The sequence below is a fragment of the Parabacteroides caecihominis genome (assembly GCF_023656785.1).
Classification (GTDB): Bacteria; Bacteroidota; Bacteroidia; order Bacteroidales; family Tannerellaceae; genus Parabacteroides; species Parabacteroides segnis.
In genome coordinates this window covers 136,140-161,625 of record NZ_JAMOKS010000008.1, presented here as the reverse complement: position 1 = coordinate 161,625, position 25,486 = coordinate 136,140, and the positions used below count along the sequence as shown (strand labels likewise).

Below are 25,486 nucleotides of genomic sequence, written 5' to 3'. Positions count from 1 at the left end.
TATATTGGATAACAAAATGAGAATAGTATGTATAACGTATCAGTAAAAGTAAAAAGGCGTAAGTCGATAGAGGTGGGGAAGCGTATGCCGCTCTATGTGCAGATAATCTATCGTCGTGAAGTCCGTAAGATGGCGTTGCCGTACCTGTTGTCCGAAGAAGAGTGGGACGGTGCAAAAGAAGACATCAATATCTCCGGGGGTATGATGGGCGGACGTAATGAAGAGTTGCGTGTGATCCGCGAACAACTGGTCCGCGATTGCCGGACGGTCCGGTCTGTAATCTATTCGATGGAGAAAAAAGGAGCTTTCACCCTGGATGGGATCGTAGCCTCCTGCAAAGAACGTTTTTCCGTCTCCTGCTTAGTGCAGTATGTGGAGAAATTGGTCGGGAAGTTCGAGGAGAAAGATAAGCCGGAAACCGCTCGTCATTACCGTAGCACGCTGAACAGCTTTATGAAGTATCGTGGCGGAGTGGATCTGCGACTCGACGAGATCGACCCTTTCCTTCTGAAAGAATATGAGACGTATCTGTTTGATTCCGGTATTTGTGCCAATAGCGTTTCTTTTTATATGCGTAGCTTCCGTGCGATCCGGAACCATGCCGTCCGTGACGGACTGGTGGAAAGCTATCCCGGTCTTTTCAAAGATGTAACTACCCGTATCGAGAAGACCCGCAAACGGGCGGTGCATGAGGAGGTGATCCTTAGCCTTGTCGCTTTGCAGCTGCTGTCACCAGAGTTGTTGCTGGCGTGCGATTTGTTCCTGTTTTCTTATTATGCCCGGGGAATGTCTTTTGTGGATATCGCACATCTGACGCAGAAGAATATCGTGGGGGACCGTATCGTTTATATCCGGCGCAAGACGGGACAGGAGTTGCAGATACGCCTGCTTCCTGAAATGAAGAAACTGATTGCGCGATATAAAAATGCCGGTCCTTACCTGTTTCCCGTTCTAAAAGGTTCGTATCCCAACTATCTCGATTATCAGAGTGCATTACGTCTTCAGAACAAGCGTCTGAAGAAACTGGGCAAGATGGTCGGTGTGGATCTGTCTACTTATGTGGCGCGTCATACCTGGGCAAGTGTGGCGGCACAGAAGGGGGTATCCGAGCAACTCATCTCCCAAGGCATGGGGCATGATTCGGTTAAAACCACGCATATTTATATGGCGTTCCTGGATACTTCGCAAGTGGATCGTGCCAATGAAATTGTAGTACATAAGAGGACTTGTAAATCAAAACCTGTTTGTAAATCTGCTTTGTGAAGGAAGTTCTGTCTCTTGGGAAGAGACGGAATGGGTGTGACAGTCAGTGTTAAAACTTGGCAAATGTACTAACTCTTTTTTATACTTGCACCATGTAATAGGGTATTTTTCCACATGGCTAGCCTTAATATTCATGTATTTCTTGAATATTGTTACATCTTTTAAGAAGGAAGGCTTCTTGTCCAGTCTTCTTTCCAGTCTTTTTATGTCTTTCTTTCTACTCCTTTTTCTGTCTGTTAGCTATTGAATATCTGATGTTTATATTTTGTTGTCCTGTTGCTGCCCTCTATCCGGTTTGGAGTGCTTGGCGATATAACTTGAAAAACAAGCACTTTTTAATCCATCCCGTCTTACCTCTTCCATTTTTGTTTTCGGAATGTTGATTCGGAGCGTTCTTTTCCCTCTGGATGGGATAACAAAACCGCCCGGAACTCCCGGTTTATCGTGTCTTCTGTTTTATCCATTCCGTCTCTTCCCAAGAGACAGAACCGCACTGATGGTTACCAAATCTAGTATTAATATAATGTATAGGGTTCTTTACTTATCGCTGCTGTATACCGGTTGTTTGTTGCTAACGACAAATATGTATGGACAACAAACCGCATTGAAAACGAATCTCCTGTTTTGGGCGACCACGACCCCGAATGCCGGAGTGGAGTTCGGGATGGGACGTCAATTCACCATGGATATCTGGGGTGCCTATAACGCCTGGAAGTTTCCGGATGATATGCGTCTGAACCTGTACCTGATACAGCCGGAAGTCCGCTTCTGGCCGTGCCGCAAGTTTGAAGGGCATTTCTTCGGAGTGCACGGTCATTACGGTCATTTCAATATCGGCATGATTCCGTTTATCTCCGGTCTGAAAGATTATGTGCTGAGAGGCGACCTTTACGGTGGCGGACTAACTTATGGCTACCACTGGGCTTTGGGAGATCGTTGGGGTATGGAGGCGATGGTCGGCGGCGGTTATGTTTCGATGAAATACACCAAATATAAATGTGCTGAATGTGCCGAACCTGTCGGGGCCTACACCCGTAGTTATTTCGGTCCGACGCGTATCGGTTTTTCTATCGTCTATTTCTTACGCTAACATATTCTGATAAATGAAACATACAATCCTACATTATATATATGTATTACTTGCCGGAACGCTGTTTTTCCCGGCAATGCTACAGGGTATCCGCATTTCGCCGCAGGAAATCTCTGTTAGGAACGACAGCCTGCAACTATTTCTTGAAATGGACCTGAACGATGTACATGTCAATAACCTGACATCCGTATCTTTCACATTGGTATTGCAGGCGGTGAAAAAACAGGACACTTTGGTGGAATTACCTCCTGTTATCATCAGTGGCAGCAAACGGTTCCGCTTTGAACGCAGGGAGAGGGCGTTGGCTTCCGGAGAGGTTGCTCCAACTCCTTATCTGGTATTGATAGACAATCATAAGACCGTTTCCAAGAATATAAAGTACCGCATATCCATACCCTATGCCTCCTGGATGCAGCATGCAAGGCTGCTTCTCCGGCAGGAGGTGAAAGATTGTTGCGACCTGCAACTGCTGGGTGTCGATACCCTGGTGCAGCATATAGTATTGAAAGACTGCCCGGCATATGATCCGAAACACCGTCCCGTTCCCGTGCCTGACGCGGGATTGCAAGATAACAGGCCTCTCCCTGTCAAAAAGAGGATTGCCACAGTCGATAGTGCCAATGCGGTCCCGTGTCAGGCACAGGAACAAGTAAATGTTCCGGTTAGTATCCCTGCAAAGCCTGTCCGGAAACCCGTGAACACTGAAAGCCTGGTTCTCTATTTCGACTATCCGATCGGTAAAGACGATATCCATCCTGATTTGAAAAACAACCGTTATGAGATCGATAAGGTCGACCGTCTGTTCGCCCCGTTGCAGCGGGAGCATTTTGTCTCGGTCAGGAGTGTCCGTATCTGCGGTTATTGCTCGCCCGATGGCAATTATGGAGATAATGAGCGGCTGGCCGAAGCCCGGTCGCGTTTCTTCTCGATCTATCTGTGCGGCGTGTACGGCATTCCTCGCGGACTGGTTGAGGTCTCGTCGGTAGCGGAAGACTGGGAAGGTTTGGTCGATTTGCTGGAACGCGACCAGCCACCTTACCGGGAGGCAGCCTTACGGGTGATCACACGCTATGGTATTTTCAACGGACGGGAAAGGCATTTGATGGAGTTACAGGGCGGATCGCCCTATAAAGATATGCTGAGACATTTCTTCCCCAGGCTGCGCCGCATCGAAGTGATCGTGCGCTATGAGGATGATAAAACGGAGGATGAATGAACCCGGTAAAAAGACTAATATATATGATACAGGCAATAATTCTGGCCGGCTGCACGTTTGGCGACGAACCCGGTGTTTGTCCTTACAACCTGCGGCTCGATTACTGGTATGCGGGAAGTGGCAGTGAAAACGTGCTGCCGGTCTATGTAGACAACCTGCGGCAATATCTGTTCGACGGTACCGGCAATCTGCTGGGGATTACAACTCTTCGCGGCGACAGTATCCGTTCGTGGCAGACCAACCTGCCCGAAGGTGATTATACGGTCGTGCTTTGGGGGAACTGTGCGGAGAACGGCAGCGACAATCTGTCCGTCCTTCCACCTTCCGGCACGGAGCTGTCCGGCATGAGACTCAGTGCCGATGCCGCCGTGGCGGGCTACCGGAGCAATACCAGCCGCCTTTATTATGGCAACTATGCTTTCCATGTGAAAGACGGGCAGTCGCTCCGGCAACAGGTCTACCTTTCGCACGCACATGCTTCGCTGCACGTCACCGTACAGTGGATGGCCGACGCGCCACCCGAAGGAGGTACTTACCGTATGCGAATGAAAGGGCTTCCTGCCGAATACGGCTTCGTCAAAGGGTGGGAGAGCGACCCGCTGACTGGTGGCGGCTCCTATACCGTCCCTTACATCAGCACCTCATTGCTCAATCATGAAACACGTGCCTCGATGAATTATGACGGAGAAGTGACCGGTGAGTTTGTCACTTTCCGTTACACCAGCGACACCCATCAGTACTGGAGCCTCTGGCGGAACGACGAGCGGATTATCGGTGACCTCGACCTCTACCGTTTCTTTTCCAAAAAGGCAATGAATATGGATCAGAACATCGAACAGGAATTTGAGATACTGGTAACGGTATATAAAGATAAAATAATCGTCTCCGAAGTCACCGAATCCGATTGGGACGAAGGAGGCACGATCGGATAACAGATTTTTAAACATTATAGTATTCACTAAAAAAAGAAGTTATGAAAAAGATGTATTTCATGTTGCTTCTGGCCCTTGCCGGGTTGGGAAGCAGTTGTACGAATGAAGACGACTCCCAGGGTCAGACCACCTTGGGTACAGCCGGTGAGATTCAGCTGTTATTTAGCGGAAGCGGCGATAGTGAGGAGTATACCAAGGCGATCGCTTCGGAGCCGGAGAGCAAGATTGGCACCCTGAAAGTCTATCTCTTTGCATCTGCCGCAGCGAATGCCACAGATGCGAATTGGCATTATCTGGAAACTTGGACAAAGACTGATGCTGCCCCTGGTGCAGGCTCGAAAGATTTTAACCTCCAGTCGTCGGGATCTTCCTGGAAAGCCTTCATCAAACCAGGCGAGCTGAAAGGCCTTCCTTATCTGACATTGGTCTGCGTGGCCAATCAGGATGATGTACCGGATGAAACAGGAGCTGCTATTACTTTAACTCCGGTAACGACTAGCGCCGCTACCGGTGATGTCGAGAATGCCGGTACGCTGTTGTCTGATTTTAAGAAAGCATATACCGCTAAGCTGACAGGAGCTTCCACCTCTCTGACCACCCCGTTGGTCATGACCGGAACAGGAACGACGAAGATCAGCGGCAGTGTATCGAAAGTGACGATCAACCTGAAACGTATTGTTGCCCGCTTTGATATCGACAATACGACAGCCACATCCAATCTGACAATCGAGAAAATAGCTTTTGGCGATGGCCGTCCGAACGGTTCACTTTTTGGTGGGGAACTGACAGAGATAGCTGACGTTGACAGGACAGACAAGCTGCTCACTTATAAAGATCGCGATTTCCTGGGTGAGAATGCCAACCTGGGAACCCTTGAAAGCGCCCTCTATGTGTATCCGACACATAAAACCGACAAAAGTTTCCTGATCATCAAAGGCAAATACAAAAGTCCGTCAACCGGTCAGGGCATAGACGTAACCTATAATATCCCGATCGTAAAGACTCCGGAAGATGCCGATCCCGCTGATGCGGCCAACTACATTCCTGTTGTTTCTAACAGCCGTTACAAACTGCATATCACCGATGTTACCGAATCGAACATCTTCGCCTCTTTTGAAGTGGAAGACTGGACCTCTGGTGGTGGTGTGATCATCAAACCGGACAATGCAAAACCGGAAATAAAGGAGATAACGGCAGATGCAGACGCTCCGACCGAGATCGTTAAAGGTGTAAGTTACCGCACAGTTGATGCCGGAACATTCAAAATCACCCTGACCTCTACCGGAAAGCTGGAATGCAGTAAAGGTCTGGCAACTAAGGCAGGCGATACAGACGTAGACTGGCTGACGGTAGGAAATGTGACGGAAGAGCAAAAAGACGGACTGACAGTTACCACTTACGAAGTTACTACAGCAGCTCTTGACCCCGTCGCTCCCAAGCACCCGGTATCCCTGACCTTCATCAACCAGGCCGCCTCTTACGATCCCGACCTGCAAACAACCCTTACTTTCTTCGGTCCGGAACTGGCCCCTGTTGTCAGTGAAGTCGTAAAAGGAAACAGTAAAGGTAATACCGTTGATTTCTCCGATCAGTCAGCATTAAAAGCCGTCATGATAAAAGAAGTGGGCAGCTATGTTTCCCTGGATGTATTCTCTCCGGACGGTTTGGCAGCGGTAACAGTACCAACCGGTTACTCTGTTGATACCGTTTCAACAAAAGGCTTCACAACAACTTACCGGATTGCAATAAAAGATGCTGCAACTGCCGCCAATAATGAAACGGTCGAATTTAAGAATAAAGCGAAAGAGTCGGAGGTAGCGACACTAACCATCGAACATAAGACAGCCTCCAAACCTCAGATTGTCGTAAACGACAATGGTAGCTATACAAATAGCAGCTACAATACTATTTCTACAATTGGCGGAACTGCTACAGCCGCCACTTCCGCTATGTATATGATAAACGGAAGTACCATGTATGTAAAGGTAACTTGTACGGAAAGTTCAGAAGCTGAAGCTATTATTGCTGATGCTACAGGTTCTAATCTGACGGTAACAGAAGAAACGGCCGTTCCCGGAATCTTCAAGATCGAGATAGCCGATGCAACCACGCTGACAGCCGAAACTCCGGTCACAGTAACCTTTAAGAACAAAGCGGAGGAAACGGTTACCTCTACTTTAACAATCACTCCGAAGAGCACGGAACCAACAGTAGAACTGTCAAATAATGTTGGCGGTGTTGTAGAAGAAGGTTCCGACGGAACGTATACTGTCGATTATGATAGTTTGAATGACTCTTTCACCTTAACAGTCACTGCTCCGACAGGTGCGACAGCAAAGAATTGGGCTGCTGAAAAAGTTGTAGATGGTTGTGTAAAGTTAAATACAGGTAGTGCCGGAGATGACACCTTGGAAGCCGGAGTCGCTGAAGTTTATACCTTCGAAAAAGGTTCTACTGCTGATACTCCATTTACCCTAACGTTGGATAACGCAGTCACTGACGGTAAAGGCATAACTATAACGATCACTAAAAAATAATCATTATGAATATAAAACATAATCTATCAACCCTCCTGTTGGGCGCCCTGCTGGTCGCCTGTACTAGCGAGAACACCTTGAACAATCTGATTCCCCCCGACCAGGGCGGAGCCGATGACGCAAACAGCCGTGAAGTTCTGTTGTCGTTAAAAAACAAGCTGAATGTAATCCCTGTCACGACAAAAGCCGCTGACGATCCGATTGCCACAACTCCTGAGAACCATATCTATACCTTAGATGTCTACGTCTTCGGCTCTAAAGACGAAGCAGGCCCGTATACCTTTCAGGAAATGTTTTACTACCGTGAAGATGCCCGGGATGTGATCAGTGAACCTTACGCCACCAGCTTCACCCTGAACGCCGGGGCCGATAACTCTACCGCCCTGCTTCGTATGAAGAAAGGCCTGTTCGTTAAGGTCTATTGTATCGCCAACTGCACCAAGCTGGTCGATGCTGCCGGCGCCGAATTTACCGGATTCCAATCATTGCTTCAAAGCAAGCCGGGCCAGGCGGACAACACTGTGACTGCCGGTATCCCGACGGAAGAGAATTTCCTGAAATTCCACACCGTCGACTTGCAGGCAACCGAGCCTACCGATGTGCTGAACACCCCGCTACCTATGACCGGCGCTTATACTACGCCGCTCGACCTGACCGACTTTTCCGTTTCGGCCCGTACCCAGTTGGGTTTTAAACTCTCCCGCATGGTTGCCCGTTTCGATGTGGAAAACGATGCTTCCCAGTCAAAGTTCACCATCACTTCCGTCAGCCTGGCCAACGGTCGTGCCGGAGCCAGCTTCTTCCCTGTCAAACCGGTAAAGAATGCCGATGGTAACCTGATCACCTATCCGGCCCGTGACTATCTGGCCGCTCAGACAACCGACAGCCCCGATGGCCTGGGCATCTTCTATGTATACCCCAGTCCTGTCGAAGACAAAGGCTATCTGATCCTGAGCGGAACCTATGCCGCCAACCTGACTGATCCGGTTCCCGTCACCTATAAAGTCCCCTTCAAACCCGTTGGCGTTGAAACAGGTAACTATATCGAAGTGGCTTACAACCACCGCTATAAGGTGAAGATTACCGATGCCGACCCTTATCATCTCGATTTTACCCTCGATGTAGACGATTGGACGGACGAAGGCAACGTGGATAATTATAAACCGGAGAACAACCTTTCATTCGACGATTTAAGCCTGTCGGCTGCCGGTAATACAAATGTGCAACTTTTGGATGACCACCGTATTGCCATGAAAGCGGTAACCGGAAGCACTTTGTCTTTCGAAATGAAGACGAACTCAGCCATAAAAGCCTCCCTGCAATATGCCAACGATGATAAATGGCTGGTAGCGGATGGAGAACCGGGAACTACGACAAAGGCCTCGCAGGTCACAACGTTCAAATATAAGTTGCCGGAAGAAGGTATTGCTGACATGACATGCCTCCCGGTAACCATCCGTCTGACCAACCAGGCCAGCGGTAAGAACCTCGACGTCATCGTCGTCCCGACTGCCCTGACCGGTCCGGAGATCGAACTGGTCCCATCAGAAGGTAACAGCTATGCCCCAGCTACTAAAACGCTGACTATCGCTAACAAAGCGGACCATACAGTCAGCTTGAAAGTAACCTCCGTGAAGCTGAGTGGCGATGCTGCAACAACAGGAAGCAGCGTGGCAATTGAAACCGGCAGCTGGCTATCAGCTGATGCCTCCAGTAATGCCGATGCCGAAGCCACTTACACATTCACGCTGACAGCGGCCCAAGCGGCCGAAGCCACCAATAAAATCACCTTCACCTCGGCCGCCACAAATGCAACCACGGAGGTAAAGGTCGTATTGGCGGCGGAAGCAGTTTCGACTCCGTAATAGAAAAAATTGAACCTGCCTGTTCCATCATGATGGCGCCTGTAGGGGCGATTCGCGAATCGCCCCTACCAACGACGCTACATTCAAACCTGAATAAACATGTACCATCGTAACATCAAAAAAAATGAACAAACAACAACTGATACAATCCCTATCCGAACGCCTCTCATTGCCTCTGTCGCAATGTCAGACATTTATCAATGCCTCGCAGGAAGTACTTGCCGAAGCTCTTTTGAAGGGAGAATCTGTAGTCCTTCAAGGTTTCGGAAACCTTTCTCCCTGGGTACAAGGAGAGCGGGAGGGACGCAATCCCCGTACAGGTCAGACCTGCCTGATCGCCCCTCGTGTAAGCGTTAAATTCAAACCGGGTAAACTGCTTCTGAAAACATTGAACCCGGAAAACAAGAAGTGATCAACCAACAAAATTAAACAGTAATGAGAACATTCAATAAATTATACGGTATCTCCCTGCTCTCGATCCTCCTTTCGGTAGCAGCCTGTACCAGTGAAACGGAAGAGCGACACGATAAGCCTCTGCCGGACCCGGAAGGCGGCGGCACCGCCCGTCGTGAAGTCCTGTTAACACTGAAAAATAAACTTTCAGTCGTCCAGACCAAAGCTGGTGACGTGATCGCCACCGCCGACGAAAACAAAATCTCGTCGCTCGACATCTACGTCTTTGGTAGCACCACCGAAAATGGCACCTATTCCTATCAAGAACGCTTTTGTTACCGCGAAAAAGCTGCCGACATGCCAGTCGGTAACGACGTGACAGCCCTTGATCTGACAGCTAAAGATGCCGACGGAAAAGAAACAACCGCCCTGCTTTCTTTGAAAAAAGGTCTGTTCGTCAAACTCTATTGCATAGCCAACCAGCCGAAGCTACTGGATGCCGATGGTAATATCGTGACAAACTTCGTAGCCCTGCAACAATCTACTCCCGGGCAGGCGACCAATACCGTCACGGAAGGCAGCCCTTTGGAAACAGCTTTTCTGACATATCATAGTCCGCTGCTCGATGCCTGGTCGAACACCGATATATTGCTTACCCCGCTACCGATGACCGGCGCCTATACCACGCCGCTCGACCTGACGGATTTCTCCGTATCGGCCCGTTTGCAGCTGGGTTTCCGTTTGACCCGATCGGTGGCCCGTTTCGATATCGTGAACGATGCCGCCTTGTCGAAATTCACCATCCAGTCCGTCAGCATGGCGAACGGCCGACAGGGAGTCAGCTTTTTCCCGTTGAAAGTCTATGGTTCGCAACCCGCCGCCGATGGTGAACTGATCACTTATCCTGCCCGCAAATTTGAAGGTGATAAAGCGAATGAAGGAAACTGTATCGGTGCCTTCTACAGCTGGCCCAGCCCGATGGGGGATGGTGGTAACCTCATTCTTAGCGGAACTTATGCCGCCAACCTGACCGATCCTGTCCCTGTCACCTACAAAGTTTTCTTCAAACCCGAAAGCGACGGCAACTACATCGAGGTCAGCCAGAACCACCGTTATACGGTCAATATAACAAAAGCTGATGAATACCATCTCGACTTCACAATCAACGTGGAAGACTGGACGGACGAAGGTAATATAGATGATTATGAGCCGGGTGGCGATGTGGATGCAGATGGTTTGACGTTTGCCAATACCGGTACTGGTGACGCAGATTATGATGCGGTTACCCGCACAGTAACAATGGGTCTAACCGGCACTGAACAATTTACCTTGACCGGTGCTTCCACCTCCGGCTATTTCGTAACCTTGTATTACGAAAATGGTGATAAAGATAACCAGTGGCTGGATATAACTCCGGCTCCTGACTATATGCCGACAAAGGCAGATGTTGACTCAAAGATAGAGTACACAATAAAATTAGCTTCTCCATATATTGGGAAATACCCCGTAGCCACCTTTCGTTTCACCGATAAAATAACAGCAAAGGAATCGATTGTGATGGTACAGCCATTAGCAAAACCAGTGGTTAAACAAGTGAGTGTATCTAGTGGTAGCTCTATTGATGTAGAGAATAAAAAAATCACGTTTCACCAAAATACCGATGCGGTTATTCCCGAGGTTACGTTTAATGTATTCGCTTCCGGCGGAAGCAAATTGTTGTTTGGTGACAGCGATGCTGAAACTCCCGAGGATTGGCTTACTGTTACCCAATCGCAGACGAATTATACATTAAAAGTAAATACGCTTGATCCAAGTTTCACGGAGGATATTTTTACGAATGGAGCAAAAATAAAGATATTGAATGTTGGAAATGAAAGTATGGTAGAAGAGTTTGTTTTGATATTCAAGTCTGATTTTGCTGTAACCTCCAAAGTTACAAGTTCGGGTAGCACATTTGATAAACTAAACAAAATAATTATGTTTTCTCAAACGACTGGCATAACGACTCCGAATGTAACGTTCAATGTTTTTGCATTCGGAGGCAGTAAAATAGAATTCCCTGACAACAATGTAACTGGCAATTGGCTTACCATTGATCCGACAGGAAAAGAATTAAACCAAATACAAGGGGATTACAAGTTAACCGTTAATATGACTGGTACTGGGTTTCCTGATCCATACTCGACCGATGGCATAAAAATGAATATTGTAAATAAAGGCAATGCAACACAAACAGAAGCTTATACGTTGAAAATGACGATTAATAATCCTGAACTTGCGTCAGCTCAACCTACTTCCTCGGCTTCGTCAGGAAGTCTATCCTACTACGATACAACTAATAAAACGATACATCTGTTTAATGATGCTTCTTCTGTGAAATTAACTGTATTTTCAATTGGTGGATGTATTGTAAATAATGAGGATAAACCAAGTTGGGTGACTGTCACTTCGGGATCTACTACTAATACGATGATTTTAACATTCTCTCAAAACTCTTTGAATCAGAATGCTACTGGAACGTTGAAAATACGTAACAAACTAGATGAAAATAAATACATAGAGTTAAAAGTGAATAATCGAAACAAAAATGTAACATTCGAGTCGACAAATATAACGGCTTCTAATGCTCCGAGTACTGCTATAGTAAATGCTTTTTCGACATCTGATCCAAAAATCAAGTACTATCCCACAACTTCTGATAATTTTACATTTCAGGTACGTTCTCCTAAAGGTGTTTCACTTAATATATCAGAGAGTAAAAATTTAATAGGAAATGGAGCTATAAGTCAGTGGATTAATGCAGCTGTAAGTGGAACATCAACGGCTTCAAATGGTGATGTCCTGAATACAATAAAAGTAACAATGGGTTCGACATCGACGAGTATCATGAATATAGATCGGAAATCATGTAGATTGACAACGCAAAATAATGTGTCGGGTTGTGCTAATAAAGTTGTAACTGTAATAACAGAAGCTCCGACATATCCGGGTGTTGCAGGCCAGGCACCTAAATCAATAACAACTGCTCGTCAGGATTGGTGGGTGGCTCCTATGTCAGTAAACGGAGGAAGAGCAATGAATAGTTCTACTTTTAATAGTATCCGAACATCTTGTTGTCCTTCGGGTTGGTATCTTCCTACTTCTTATGATTTTAACTATGTATTTTCTAATAACGTAGGGCCTGTTAACAATACTTATTATCAGTATAGTAATACAACAATAAGAGATGTTGCTCGTGCGGCATTTACTGAAAGTCGATATTTTGTCAATGAAGTTCAGCCTACTAGTTCTGACGAATCTGTCTGGTATAATATATTCAGTCCTAATCTTGATGGTTGGGCTGGATACTCTAATCTTTATAATCTAGGAGGATTATATAAGGATAATGCATATGCTCGTTGTGTGAAAAATATCTCTTATTAATAATTTATAAATTAATTAATTATGGCAAATTACACCAAATTCTGGAAGGTCTGGCTACGCCTGAACCTTCTGACGAAAGATGTGGATAACGACTATACAGCCGAAGTATCCACCATGAAAAACACGTTGCGTAACGAAGATATCGCGCAGCGTATAGTAGATGAAGGTTCGGAATACAAGTACGACACCTTGTTATCAATCATTAACCAACACGACCGTGTCATTCGTGAAGCGGTCATGGACGGTTATAGTGTTCTCACGAAAACCTGCCAGTACACGCCGCGTGTGGCAGGTTCATGGATCGGCTCGAGTGCCAAATTCGACCCGGAGAAACATAAGGTAACGCTGGATCTTATTCTTGCATCCGAAATGCGCGAATCCTTGAGCCATGTCGGAGTAGAGGTTTTAACGGTAAAAGATAGCGGAGCTAACATCGGCCTGGTTATAAATACGTTTACCGGCCTCTCCAATGATGTCATCACTCCCGGTGATGATATCCGTATTGACGGCGATAAGATCAAAATCATCGGTGAAGCCGAAGGTGTTGGTGTCTTCTTCATAGCCAGCGACGGCACGGAGCATCCCGTCACCCGCCGCCTGACAACGAACGACCCGAAATGCCTTCTGGCCCGTGTCCCTTCGGACCTGGCAGACGGTCAGTACACCTTACGTATCGTCACCCAGTTTTCCAACACAACCACCCTGTTGAAAGAGCCCCGTACCATCGAGTACGAACGCCCTCTTACCGTAGGCACGGGTGGAAGTGGCGGTGGTGACCGTCCCGAAATCGAATAGCCTTCCCGCGTCGCATCGAGACGCAACCCATCGTCTCCCCTAAACGCAACGTTACGTCTCATCGAGACGCAGCACGGCGTTTAAGGGAGACGTTAATTTTGACCCCCGATTATTTTATTGAAAATAACCTGATCCGGGTAAACTAATTGAAAATTATTGTTTACATTTGTCCACCTCTACTATAAAGAGGCAACTAAAAACGATATGCTATGAATAAATTTATTAATCCATTCTCAGATTATGGCTGGAAGAAAATTTTCGGCAGTGAAGTAAGCAAAGATCTTATCATCAGTTTCTTAAACGAAGTACTCCAACATGAAGTAATAGTAGACATCACCTTCAGGAATGTGGAAATGCTTGGAGTGAAACAGGATCAGCGACGTGCCATTTTCGATATCTTCTGTGAAAACGAAAAGGGAGAAGTTTTTATATGCGAGATGCAAAAAAGCCGTCAGAAGTACTTTTCCGACAGAGTGTTATATTATGCTTCGTTTGCTATCCAGCAACAATCCATGATCGCAAAAGAAAAGCAGGACAAAGACTCTGAAACGATCCGCAAACGTTGGAACTATCACATCAGTAAAGTGTACATAGTTTGTGTTTTAAATTATATCATGGACGTATCCCTACCGGAAAAATACCGCTGGGATATCGTGCGTATGGACCGTGAGTTGAAGGTCCCGTTCAGTGAAACACTCAACGAGATATATCTCGAAATGCCGAAATTTGTATTACCTTTGCAGGCATGTGACACGCTTTATAAGAAGTGGTTATACGTCTTAAACAATATCGAGATCATGGAACGATTACCCGAAGAACTCAACAATCAGATATTCCGCAAGCTAAAAAGTATAGTGGAAGTAGAGCGCATGACTCCCGATCAACGCCTGGAATACGAACTGAGCCTTTCTGTCGAACGTGACCTTTTGGCAGCTATTGACACCAGTTTTGAAGACGGCCTGGAAAAAGGGGTAGAGAAAGGTAAAATAGAAGGAAAAGCAGAAGGAAAAGCAGAAGAACAACGTCAGATTGCTGCAAATTTAAAAAAGCAGGGCGTCCATATCGAAATAATATCTCAATGCACCGGCCTGTCAATCGAAGAAATAAACGGATTATAGTCTCTGTATATTATAATAAATGCCCCGACTAAAAGGGGCATTTATATTTTGAGTGTTTTTACGCTATATCAATCAGCTTATGTGTCTGTAAACTGAGTTGCCATTCCGGGTGTTGGAGGATATAATTGACTATCTCCATCGTGTTCCGGCAGGAGCAGGGTTGGAGGAAGTGGTATTTGGCTGGCAGTTTGATGTAGGATGACAGATCCTGTCCCAGATAAACAACCTTGACTTCATCCATATGGTCAATTTTGAGCGGTGCCCCTTCTTTGGGCGAACAAGTCACCCAGTCGATGCCTTTAGGCAACGGGCGTGTGCCGTTTGTTTCTATACATATATATTTACCCGCTTTGTGAAGCATGTCGATAAATGCTTCGTCGATCCATAAAGCAGGTTCCCCACCGGTCAGTATGACCATGTCTGACGGATAAGCGGAGATTGCCTCCAATATCTCTTCGTCCGACATCAATGTACCTTCTTCATGTTCGGTATCGCAAAACGAACATTTCAGGTTGCATCCGGAAAAACGGATGAAAACAGCGGCTCTGCCGGTATAAAAGCCTTCCCCTTGCAGGCTGTAGAAAATTTGATTAATCTTTCTCATAGATCGCAGTGTTTGATTCTGACTCTTTAACTTCAACTTTATAACAATTAGGTAACTGGTCGCATATCCAGCGGGCCATATTCTCGGCCGTCGGATTGAAAGGCAGGACCTCGTTCAGATTCTGATGGTCCAACTTGTTTTTTATTGATTCTTTGATGTGACTGAAGTCGACGACCATGCCATCGGCATTCAATTCTTTCGAGCGACAGTAAACAGTGATGATCCAGTTGTGACCGTGCAAGTTCTCACATTTGCTGGAATAGGAGAGACGCAGGCTATGTGCTGCGGAGATCTCCATCCTTTTAATTACAGTGTACATGCTTAATTATGCAATTTAAGACGTTTATATATCGTATCTAATGTCACCTCGATACGGGTGCAAAAGTACATAAAATCCCCGTGCCGTTAACTATACCGTATTATAGGATTTATTAAAAAAAGATTTATATTTTTGCATGTGTTAGAAAGTTGAATTTTTTCGTTTAGGAATGCTAAAAACGATATACAGGAACAATAAGCAGTTGGTGGATTTTATTACTGCTTATGAATCAAGGAGAACCATGTTCGTTTTCGTGACAAACCGATAATTAAACGGTGAAGTTCAATTGTTAAAAAATAGAAGAAGCTGCAAATAAGTTTCGATAATTTTAAAAATGTGTTTTATAATATCTTTTTTTATTTGTTCAGTAACATAAAATCCCGCATCTTTGCATGCAGATAACCTAAACAATCTTTTTGCCTTAAAGACTAATACCTATTAAAAACCTATAAAGAGGGCCTTTGAGAAAAGGCCCTCTTTATGATTTTTAACCACTTAGTAACCTGTTTCTTCTATTTTTGACGATATTTTACCAATCGCTTCATTCAGTTTTTCTTCCGGAGGAATCACATTGAAGTTACCCCAGAAGCCTTCATCATAATTAAATTTTGTTTCAGAGAACACTGTCCGGGTCGATAATGTTTCTTTCCGGTCAAAACGGCTGACATTGAAAGTATCTGTTTTGCATGTCACCATCTCGAACCATACATGAAGGGGAGAACTGCCGAACAGCTGTTTTTTCTTTTTTACTTTGAAATGAAGGTCTCCTCTTACATGACTGATGTGATAAGTACCGTTCCAGGGTTTATAGGAAACGGTGTAGATAACCTTTTGCGGGATTATTTTCAGGTTACGGCTTTTCTTTTCAACCAGCATGCCGGCTGCATCTTTTACATATTTAGGATGTATTTCGAATTCGGCCCGCAACAGCGCACTGTTTTCCGAATCGATATACAGGTTTCCCTTCAGGAGAGGGCTGTTGATGAAATCACGTTGTTCGAAAGAGATCACGTTTGCCATCCGGCCGTCTATTACCGTGATGTCGGAATGGGCATAGACATAGGGATAATTCACGTCGCTTTCCGGCAGCAGGAAGTCGGGTGCATCCTTCATGATATCCAGCTGTATGCTGGCATTGATTCCGGACTTCATTTTTGCGATAATCGTATCTTTTTCCTGATTGTTGGTGATACGGCGCATCTTCAACAGCTTAACCTGGTCGGTGACCGGACGGTTGGTGTACGCACTTTTGTATATTTTAAAAACTGCTTCCGTCAGACTGACGAATTTGTTTTTCCGCTCGATGCCTTCCCGGTAGAAAGTAGTCTGGTAGACCGGTTCCTGGGAATAGTTCAGGCTTTTGTGTTCCTGCATTTCCCGTAACAAGCGCAAAGGATTCACGATACGGATAACCACTTCCTGTATGGGAATCACTTTCGGTTCCAGTGTCAGCATACTGTAGCGTTCTGCCAACAGTGAACTTTCTATTGCATAAGGCAGGTAGCCGACATGCGAGAAATTGATCTGTGACTGGCGCAGGCTGTCGGGCAAACGCAGCCTGAACTCGCCACCCTGGTTGGTGACATTGCCGATGGAGCCGTCGTCGCTGACGCTGACTGTGGCAAACGGTATCGGTTCGTTGGTATATTTGTCTCGCAGAATGCCTTCGAGGGTAAAATACGGAACTGTATCCGGAAGGGCTGGTTGCGGTGCCTCCTTTACGGGTAGCGGTTCTACCGGGCGGGAGATCAGGATATGATTGCCGATCACGCGGAGACCCAGGTCACGGTTACCGATAATATGGTAGATGGCCTCTTTAATGGTGTATTTGCCTCCCGGTATTTTTACTACCTGTTCGTTGTCGATGATTTTACTGTCGTAAATGAACAGGTAGCCGGAACGTTCGGAAACCTTTCCAAGTAACTGGTAAACAGTCTCCTTGCTTCGCGGAATTTGAATAAGGCGTTCGAGCACATCTTTATCGCCCTTATCATCTGCCTGCAAAGGGGTAGCTGTCATCAGCAGCATCCCGATGAGGATCAATAATAGACGATATGTAGCGCTCAGTTTCACCTTGTATCCTTTTTATCCCGTTAGTTCTCATGCAAAGTAATCAGATTTTTGTCACGTGTACATTTCAGGTTCAGGGCAAAGCAGATCAACTCTGCCATTGATTCCGGCGAATTGTCGGAGAAGGTAACGGTGAGTTGCCTGTCCTCGAGTTCCGGTGTTGTCTGAAAACGGATATCTCCCGTATTGAGGTTGATAATGCGGAGGATATCGGCCAGCCTTTCATCCTTGAAACGTATTTGCCGGACATAGGTTGCAAATTGTCCGTGGTCTTTTGTTTCGCTTACTTCCAGCTTTCGTGAAGAGAGGGTGACGGTTTCACCTGCCTTGACGTAAACATCTTGTCCGTTCTGCTTCAGCGTCACCTTCACCATTCCCCTTTGTACGGACAGTTCAAACGGTTGGGTATTGTCGCTCTTTACATTGAACGCCGTACCCAACACCTCGATACGTGTATCTTCGGTTTCGATAAGGAAAGGACGCTGGCGGTTGCCTGCAATGTCGAAAAGAGCATTTCCCTGTAAGGTGATCTCTCTCTTGTCCGCTTGAAAATGTTCCGGGTAATGGATGGCGGCGTTGCCTGCCAGATAGACGATAGAACCGTCTTCAAGCGTGGTGGCAAGTGTCGTTGTTTCCATGTTCTGCCGGGTAAGCAGGTTACGGTCGGTTTCCTTATTTGTTCGATTAAAATAAATTGTAGACAGATAAATGCAGAATACTAGCATTGCTGCTGTTGCCGAAATAATTTTCCAGAGTGGAGGACGGCGCATGTCTCCATAAGGAATGATACTGCTCTTCTCCTTATGGTCCAGTAAGCCATCCTTTTCCAAGCGTTGGTAGACATTCTCCCATGCCCGGTCCGTTTTTCTGTTGTCCCTTTCTTTACGAGTCATACTGTTTGTGTATAATTCTCAATTTCTTTCCTGAGTGTTTGAAGTGCCTTGGTCATTTCAGCTTCCACTGTTTTGACGGACAGAGAGAGTGCGGAGGCTATCTCCGCGTATTTCTTACCTTCGAAACGCTGCATCCGGAAGATGCGTAAACGGCGTTCGGGCAGCTTATTGAGAGTCCTGTTTATCAGAGCTTCCAGTTCTTTGTATTCGAGTTGGTCCTGCGGGTCGGCCGGCTTGCTTTCCTGATTACCTGACAATACGTTTTCCCGGTAACGGTTGCGCACCTCCTGATGTTCGCAGTATTGGAGAGACTGGTTGCGCACGGCCCCGTACAGATAACTTTTCAGGGAACGGAACACTTGCAGTTTCTCCTTTTCTTTCCAGAATACGTAGAACAACTCTTGCACGATCTCTTCGGCGACGTCCATGCTGCCGGTGATACCGGCGGCGTAGAGGCAAAGAGGGGAGTAGTAGAGCCGGAAGATACCTTCGAAAGCTTTGACGTCCCCCTCTTTAATCTTTGTTAGTACGAATAAATCGTTCAGCATGCCGTGGATCTTAATGATTAGAGTCCTTCAAATGTACGAAAAGATATTGAAATTTATTTCTGTTGCTTTTTTAATTTGTTGACAGCACTTTCCAGTGATTCCGTAGGTTCGATGATATTGTAGGCTCCCCAGAAATCTTCATCCATAAAGTTTTCCACCTTGTCGGACAACGATTGTGTTTCCTTAAATGCCATCTTGTACGGAATGTTGGTTACGTTTTCTTCCTTTCCGTCCGTTACGACCATTTCCGAGATGATCGTGTAGTTGGTAGAGAATAATTTGCGTTTCCAGTCACATTTAAAACGTACCCCGTTGCGAATGTAATTCAGATAAGTTACGCCGTTGCGGTCCTTGTAGTTAACCAGATAGGCTACTTCAAGCGGGCGGAAACGTAATCCGAACGGTTTCTTCTTGAGGATGGCCTGGGTCGCTTTGTTGCGGTCGTCCATACTCAGGTTGAATTCGGCACGGGTAAATGAGAGTCGTTCCTTGTCTATGTAAAGTTTTCCGTAATACAGGGCATACGGCATGATGACCTGCGGCTTGAAACTGATTACATATTGCGGACGGTTGTCGATATTCGTTGATTCTTCCATTTTGAACAGATAGTAGGGCAGACATTCCCTGTCGAGCAATACATCGGGGTTCTTCACGATGTCGCAAAGGATTGACAGGTTGGGACCGCCGAGCAGTTTGACGGCAAGCGTATCGGTACTTCGCTGGCTCAATAGCTTGCGGCCCTTGTAAATCTGTACACGGTCGCGGTCTATGGCTTCGTGATAAGGCGTTTTGTAAACGTCGATCACGGCTTCTGATATATTGATGTAGCGTCTGCCTTTCTGTGCCGTCTCACGATAGAAGCCGGTCAGCATATTCGTTTTCTTGCTGTAATTCTCCGGGATTTTCTTGATAGCCTCTTCCACGAGGTAACGTGGTTCTTTGGCATGGATGATGATCTCGTCGAGCATATTCTCGTAAGGGGTCATCCAGACAGTCAGGTCGGAGAGGTTCTTGCCGCTTACTTCTACCTTATTATTATAGTATCCGATATGGGATATTTCGACAGCCTTCACATGGGAAGCGTCTTTTATCTTGAAAGAGAATTCCCCGTCTTCGTTGGTGATAGTACCCGAAGTACTGCCGGGGATGGAAATGTTCACATACTCCAGCCGTTTCTTATTATTTTTGTCTTTGACAACTCCGCTGATGGTGATAAATTCCGGATCGGCATCGTCACGTACCAACTGGTCCTGCGCCTGCAACGGACTACTACCTGCCACCAATAATAAGATCAGCAAAAAACCGATGGATTGTCTACACAGTGTTTTCATCTTTGTATTGTTTTAATGGTGAATAATCTTGTTTGTACTTATAAGATCGTTCAGGAAATGAATACCCTATGGAAAAAGTGAATTATTTTGATAAATCTTTCTATATTTGTAAGGCTCAGTCGGACAATTACATATACTAATATATTATCTTATGAAAACCAAACATGTAAATCGAAGAGATTTTTTTCGGCTTTCAGCCACTGCCGGCGTGAGCGCGATGTTAATTCCGGGGGCCAGGGCTGCAGGTCTTCCCCAGGTGACTGCTAATGAAAATGAAATCCCTGTCCGTACGCTTGGCAGGACAGGTGTAAAACTGCCGATACTGAGTATGGGTGTGATGCGTGCCGACAATCCGAATGTGGTAAGGGCTGCCTATAATTCCGGTATATTCCATTTTGATACGGCCCACGGCTATCAGGGCGGAAAGAATGAAGAAATGCTAGGGAAGTTCTTTGCCGGGAAGCCGCGTGATAGCTTCTTTATTGCTACAAAAGGAAAGTTCGATTATCCTTTGAGGGATGATTTCGAAGATGCGTATGAAAGATTGATTGACCAGAGTCTGAAGCGCTTGAATATGGAACAGGTCGATGTTTTCTACGCTCATGCTTTGGACAAAGTGGAAGAAATAAAGGATGAACGCGTGGTTGCCGTCATGAAGAAGTTTAAGGAGGATGGCAAAACCCGTTTCCTGGGTATTTCCATTCATGCCGGCAAGCCGGAATTGCTAGATGCTGCCGTTGAAGCCGGTATTTACGATGTTGTCTTGCTGAGTTATAATTTCAAACTGTCGAATCTGAAAGAGACGGAAGAGGCCATAGCCCGTGCCGCTAAAGCCGGTGTCGGTCTGGTTGCCATGAAGACGATGACCGGTGGTACCGAAGACGCTGGGGGAAAGAAAAAGATTAACGCACAGGCCTGCCTGAAATGGGCCTGGAAGAACGAACATATCACGACTGCCATCCCCGGTTTCTCCAATTATGATGAACTGGATGAATGCCTGGTTGCTGCCCGTTCCCCGGAACTGACTGCCGGCGACCAGGAATATCTGGCTACCCTTTGCGGACAGGAAATGTTGTATTGCCAGCAATGCGGAAAATGCCGGGCGCAATGTCCTGAACATCTTCCTATTCCTGATATTATGCGGGCTTATATGTATGCTTACGGTTATAAATATTCGCGAATGTCGAAGGAAACACTTGGAGAACTGAATCTTTCGGCGGATATTTGTTCCAATTGCGAAACCTGCCAGGTAAAATGTCCTTCCGGCTTCGATGTCTCGACGAAGATTGCTGCGATAACGCCGGTGATGCAGGTGCCTGACGAATTTCTGACTTAATAAAACGAACGTATGAAACAGAGCAATTATTTGTTACTCTTTTTCCTGTTGTCCCTCTGTCCTTTAAAGGCGCAGACATCGGACGAGTTGAAATCGTGGCTGCCGGCAGTGGACGGCTGGGAGATATCCGGCGAGGTGGAAGTCTTCAATCCGGATAATCTCTTTGACCGTATCAACGGGGCAGCTCCGCTTTTCATCGAGAATAACTTCAGGGAAATGACTTCCATGGAGTATAAAAAAGGAAGCGAGTACATTACGATACAGGCTTATCGCCATGCAACGCCGGAGGATGCTTTCGGAATGTATACTGCCGAACGTTCATCCGACCTGGCATATTTACCTGTCGGGGGAGAGGCGCAGGGAGATAAGACGAATCTGTATTTCTTTGCTGGAAATATGTATTTGAAGATGTGGAGTAATGCATCCGGCGATGTGTCGGAAGAATTGCAGGCGATAGGCAAGGCGCTTGCCGGAAGGTTGGATGCCGATGCCGGCTATCCTTCTGTTATCCGTTTATTCCCTGCGGAGGGGCAAGTTCCTTATTCGGCTGCTTATATTACTTCAAATTTTATCGGCCATGAGTTTCTGCGTGCCGTATATACGGTGAAGTATGAAAAAGAAGGGCAGGCTTTCCAGTTGTTTGTATTGGACGGCGGTTCTTCTGCCGGGGTTAAAAATATATTGGCCCAGTATATGACTTTCACCAAACAGACGGATGAATTAAAAGAGGGTGCGTTGTTGGTTAAGGACCGTTATAACGGGGACATTCCGGTACTTTGGAAAGGGAGTTACCTGATTGGCGTTTATAATGAGAATGGAGATACGGTTGCCGGTGGCGATGATTTATTGAAGGAACTGGCAGGAAAACTATGATATTATATGTTTGATTTTGATAAAGAGGATTTTGTGGGGGCTGTCTACCAGATGGTGAAAACGGTTCCGTACGGACGTGCCACCAGTTATGGTGCGATAGCCCGTGCCATCGGTTATCCGAATATGTCGCGGATGGTCGGCAGAGTGTTGGGAGGTTGTTCGGAAGTGGGAGTTCCGGCTTACCGGGTGGTGAACAGTCAAGGAATATTATCCGGCAAAGATGCTTTCGGCACGCCGACTGCAATGCAGGAAAAACTGGAAGAGGAAGGCATCCGGGTTGAAAACAACCGTATAAAAGATTGGAAAAAGGTCTTTTGGAATCCTTTGGAGGAGATATCCTTTGTTCCGTGAAGTGCCCAACTAACCGCCGACCTATTAGTTATTAATCCATAAGCCCTTTCTTTTTAACCTGAAAGATATAATCCGATAGCTTTGCGATGGTGCTCGTTATGCTTATCGACGTAGGTCGTTAAGCATATTGGCGGCCGTTGGTAAGCTTAATGACGGTGGTCGTTAAGATAACAAGTTATATCTTTTACCTTAATAGCTAAGGACTTTAAGCATTCTTCCTTACTGGAAAAGCCTTAATAGAAAAGGAGGTGAATGGTTAAATCAAACCATTCACCTCCTTTCACCAACCATTCACCCTCTGTATCGAACGTAACTACTCATATAACAATGCGATATGAATAGCAGGTGAAAGGTGAACGGTGTTATTGGGTACATTTACATGTAATATGTTTTTACTTGACTGTAACCTGTAACGGTTGTTTTACCTTTTGGGCAAAGTCCTGGATATATTTGAACCATTCGGCAGAGTTCTTGAAACCCCATTTGCTCCATCCGGCTCCGGTATAATACGTATATTCGCTGCCCGGTGCATAAGTAGCATAAGCCAGTACATGACCGTCTGCTCCCCGTTGTTTTTTCTCTTCGTCGGAGAAGTTTACAGCTTTCGCATCACTCAGTTTTTCCGGGAAGACGGCTCCGATATAGATTTGTCCGTTTGTCGGGTCTTCCGGGTCGGCGTATGCAATGTAGCCGTTTGCGGCATCAGCCTGATAGTCTGTGCTCGGCTCGTGTAGTACGATACCGGTTACAAGCGGTGTCGCTTCATTCAGATTGGCAAACGTAAGCGTAATTTTGTTCAACTGCGAACCGGCATCCAATGAAAGTATACGTGTTTCGATGATATTGTTATTTTCCTTCACTTTCAGCGGATTGTATACCAACTTAACGGTGAAACGCAACGGACCGTTATCCAGAATCTCGTAGTCTTTGTAGCAATACGGATAAACGATGGAATCGTTAGAAAGAAGGGCGGAAGTACCGGCACCCAGTGTCGGGCCCACTTTATAATAATCCAATCCGTTGCCATGGTCGATATGGTAAGAAATCGAATTGGCGAGTTCCTGTGCTGCTTTCTTGTCTGTTTTGCGCAGTTCGGCTATTTTGGCTCTCGATTCCGGGTCCAGTTCAGTCTTATAACGCATGTCTACAACCGGTTCGGAAACACATTTAGTCCAGATATCATATCCGAAAGCCTGTTCGCCGGTAGCTTGCAAAGCCGGACCATAGGTACGGAAAGCGATACGGTCGTTTTCCCAGGCAATATCGTCCACACGTTCCGGATAGAACTTACCGCAGGCAACTGTGGCGAAAGCCTCGGGAGTGCCCGGTTTGATCTTATAAGTAACACTGCTGTTTGCGTTCACATCAACAGGGAAAATAATTTTCTTGTCGTATGTGATTTGATAAGGAACCTGTGCCCCGTTATTGTCGGAAATGATGAAAGATTCGCCATTCAGTTTGGCAATGGCATCCATTGAAATTTCAGTGACCTCCTTTGAACGGTCGATGGCAGACGGGTTCGTAACCGTTACATCTACGCTTTGTTCCTGTGTACAGGCAAATGCGGTAGCTGCTAAAAATAAGCTGATAATCTTTTTCATAAATAATATATTGTAGTTTATAAATATTTCGCCCTTGTGACAAACAGTTCTGAAACCGGCAGTAAAAGTATGAATATTCGCGAAGTTTACAAAGTTCATCGCCGGTAAACAACTATTTTTCTACTTAATGGCTATTCTTGTCATGCAGTATAATTCTCTTTTCACCGTTTCTATAGTATGAAGTTGAAGCAGTGTTTACTTATTCTGATGTTGACAGGTATTTTGCCGGTTCAGCTCTATGCACAGCATTGGAGTGAAGAAGATTCGGTGTGGTTGTCTCGTGTTTTATCCGGAAAGGATACGATACGCATTAATCCGGAGTTTCAGAAAGCTATCCGCGAAGGTAAATTGATCCATATGGAAGATGAACCCGGACAGCAGATACTGGAGGCCCCCTCTGAGTTGCCTCTCCTGAAAGATTTCTCCGAATATCTGCATGCAGATACGGATAGCATACATAATAACGTGGATTATAAGTCGATGCCTCCAAGTGTTTACCGTCTCTATAAGATGGAACTGGATACAATTCCGAAAATAAACAAAGAAGCCTATACGCCTCCTCCCACACGGCTTATCGACAAAAAAGAGATACAGATAGGCAAGCTGCCGGTAACGGCTGCGGCAGGGGGGAGGAACCTGTATTCTTCAGATGTGGTAAAAGACGGACAGAAGCGGGGAACCGTGGGCGGGTCCGTTAAACTCTATTTTTCTCTGGACGATATCTTGAAATGGATATTTTCAAAAGAGGAAAGGAATAAGCGGAGGAACCGTAAACGTGATGATACCTGGCGTTACTATAATGCCATGCCCTGACAGGTTTACTTTTTCTTCCGGAATGATTTGTGCATCCAATTTAAAATGCTAATTTTGAGACTGCTATTTCTCTGTTCCTGAATTTATTCCGTGCAGATACAGTAGTCTAAATGAT

Annotated in this window: 21 protein-coding genes; 14 read left to right on the top strand and 7 right to left on the bottom strand. The window is 46.0% G+C overall.

Features of this window, described 5'->3' with window-relative positions:
* The first annotated feature begins 27 nt into the window (after window positions 1-27).
* The 10 genes from NBH14_RS08610 to NBH14_RS08565 all read left to right on the top strand — a co-directional run bounded on the left by NBH14_RS08610 (window position 28) and on the right by NBH14_RS08565 (window position 14,632).
* Window positions 28-1,263, top strand: coding sequence for a tyrosine-type recombinase/integrase (locus NBH14_RS08610; RefSeq protein WP_186960928.1), 1,236 nt, complete (start codon window positions 28-30; stop codon window positions 1,261-1,263).
* 523 nt (window positions 1,264-1,786) lie between these two features.
* Window positions 1,787-2,353: a DUF3575 domain-containing protein gene (locus NBH14_RS08605; RefSeq protein WP_186960927.1), complete on the top strand. Its 567-nt coding sequence runs from the start codon at window positions 1,787-1,789 to the stop codon at window positions 2,351-2,353.
* 13 nt (window positions 2,354-2,366) lie between these two features.
* Window positions 2,367-3,569, top strand: a complete 1,203-nt coding sequence (locus NBH14_RS08600) for a DUF3868 domain-containing protein (protein WP_186960926.1) — start codon at window positions 2,367-2,369, stop codon at window positions 3,567-3,569.
* A gap of 23 nt (window positions 3,570-3,592) precedes the next feature.
* Complete coding sequence (locus NBH14_RS08595) at window positions 3,593-4,501, top strand: FimB/Mfa2 family fimbrial subunit (RefSeq protein WP_250817304.1); 909 nt, start codon at window positions 3,593-3,595, stop codon at window positions 4,499-4,501.
* Between the two features lie 41 nt (window positions 4,502-4,542).
* On the top strand, window positions 4,543-7,038 hold the full coding sequence (locus NBH14_RS08590) for a hypothetical protein (RefSeq protein WP_186960924.1): 2,496 nt from the start codon (window positions 4,543-4,545) through the stop codon (window positions 7,036-7,038).
* A gap of 5 nt (window positions 7,039-7,043) precedes the next feature.
* Window positions 7,044-8,903: a fimbrial protein gene (locus NBH14_RS08585; protein ID WP_186960923.1), complete on the top strand. Its 1,860-nt coding sequence runs from the start codon at window positions 7,044-7,046 to the stop codon at window positions 8,901-8,903.
* 106 nt (window positions 8,904-9,009) lie between these two features.
* Window positions 9,010-9,315 (top strand): HU family DNA-binding protein, encoded by a 306-nt coding sequence (locus NBH14_RS08580; RefSeq protein WP_297595052.1) that lies wholly within the window; start codon window positions 9,010-9,012, stop codon window positions 9,313-9,315.
* A gap of 23 nt (window positions 9,316-9,338) precedes the next feature.
* Entirely contained in the window at window positions 9,339-12,719 is a 3,381-nt protein-coding gene (locus NBH14_RS08575; RefSeq protein WP_186960921.1) for a hypothetical protein, read from the top strand.
* 21 nt (window positions 12,720-12,740) lie between these two features.
* A complete protein-coding gene (locus NBH14_RS08570) occupies window positions 12,741-13,514 on the top strand; it encodes a DNA-binding domain-containing protein (protein WP_186960920.1) in 774 nt (257 codons plus the stop codon).
* A 209-nt stretch (window positions 13,515-13,723) separates the two neighbouring features.
* Window positions 13,724-14,632 carry an Rpn family recombination-promoting nuclease/putative transposase gene (locus NBH14_RS08565; RefSeq protein ID WP_186960919.1) on the top strand — a complete coding sequence of 303 codons (909 nt, stop codon included), beginning with the start codon at window positions 13,724-13,726 and terminating at the stop codon, window positions 14,630-14,632.
* Between the two features lie 58 nt (window positions 14,633-14,690).
* Here NBH14_RS08565 and NBH14_RS08560 read toward each other — a convergent pair whose 3' ends face one another.
* The 6 genes from NBH14_RS08560 to NBH14_RS08535 all read right to left on the bottom strand — a co-directional run bounded on the left by NBH14_RS08560 (window position 14,691) and on the right by NBH14_RS08535 (window position 20,397).
* Window positions 14,691-15,236: a 7-carboxy-7-deazaguanine synthase QueE gene (locus tag NBH14_RS08560; protein ID WP_010803415.1), complete on the bottom strand. Its 546-nt coding sequence runs from the start codon at window positions 15,234-15,236 to the stop codon at window positions 14,691-14,693.
* Window positions 15,223-15,555, bottom strand: a complete 333-nt coding sequence (gene queD, locus NBH14_RS08555; protein ID WP_128133491.1) for a 6-carboxytetrahydropterin synthase QueD — start codon at window positions 15,553-15,555, stop codon at window positions 15,223-15,225. The genes NBH14_RS08560 and queD overlap by 14 nt, the downstream gene beginning before the upstream one ends.
* A gap of 495 nt (window positions 15,556-16,050) precedes the next feature.
* Window positions 16,051-17,628, bottom strand: coding sequence for an STN and carboxypeptidase regulatory-like domain-containing protein (locus NBH14_RS08550; RefSeq protein WP_436277984.1), 1,578 nt, complete (start codon window positions 17,626-17,628; stop codon window positions 16,051-16,053).
* 20 nt (window positions 17,629-17,648) lie between these two features.
* Window positions 17,649-18,518, bottom strand: coding sequence for a FecR family protein (locus NBH14_RS08545; RefSeq protein WP_186960918.1), 870 nt, complete (start codon window positions 18,516-18,518; stop codon window positions 17,649-17,651).
* Window positions 18,515-19,066, bottom strand: a complete 552-nt coding sequence (locus NBH14_RS08540; protein WP_010803411.1) for an RNA polymerase sigma-70 factor — start codon at window positions 19,064-19,066, stop codon at window positions 18,515-18,517. Before NBH14_RS08540 ends, NBH14_RS08545 begins: the two co-directional genes overlap by 4 nt.
* Before the next feature lie 53 nt (window positions 19,067-19,119).
* Window positions 19,120-20,397: a carboxypeptidase-like regulatory domain-containing protein gene (locus tag NBH14_RS08535; protein ID WP_046146898.1), complete on the bottom strand. Its 1,278-nt coding sequence runs from the start codon at window positions 20,395-20,397 to the stop codon at window positions 19,120-19,122.
* 151 nt (window positions 20,398-20,548) lie between these two features.
* On the opposite strand from NBH14_RS08535, the gene NBH14_RS08530 reads away from it, so the two are divergent.
* The 3 genes from NBH14_RS08530 to NBH14_RS08520 are packed head-to-tail and all read left to right on the top strand — an operon-like array spanning window position 20,549 to window position 22,957.
* Entirely contained in the window at window positions 20,549-21,733 is a 1,185-nt protein-coding gene (locus NBH14_RS08530; RefSeq protein WP_128133494.1) for an aldo/keto reductase, read from the top strand.
* 12 nt (window positions 21,734-21,745) lie between these two features.
* Entirely contained in the window at window positions 21,746-22,606 is an 861-nt protein-coding gene (locus NBH14_RS08525) for a DUF6599 family protein (protein ID WP_186960917.1), read from the top strand.
* 6 nt (window positions 22,607-22,612) lie between these two features.
* Window positions 22,613-22,957, top strand: a complete 345-nt coding sequence (locus tag NBH14_RS08520) for an MGMT family protein (RefSeq protein WP_186960916.1) — start codon at window positions 22,613-22,615, stop codon at window positions 22,955-22,957.
* Between the two features lie 392 nt (window positions 22,958-23,349).
* On the opposite strand, the gene NBH14_RS08515 is transcribed toward NBH14_RS08520, so the two are convergent.
* On the bottom strand, window positions 23,350-24,558 hold the full coding sequence (locus NBH14_RS08515) for a BT3233 family polysaccharide utilization protein (RefSeq protein WP_186960915.1): 1,209 nt from the start codon (window positions 24,556-24,558) through the stop codon (window positions 23,350-23,352).
* A 177-nt stretch (window positions 24,559-24,735) separates the two neighbouring features.
* On the opposite strand from NBH14_RS08515, the gene NBH14_RS08510 reads away from it, so the two are divergent.
* Window positions 24,736-25,371 (top strand): hypothetical protein, encoded by a 636-nt coding sequence (locus tag NBH14_RS08510; protein WP_007659251.1) that lies wholly within the window; start codon window positions 24,736-24,738, stop codon window positions 25,369-25,371.
* Window positions 25,372-25,486 lie beyond the last annotated feature (115 nt).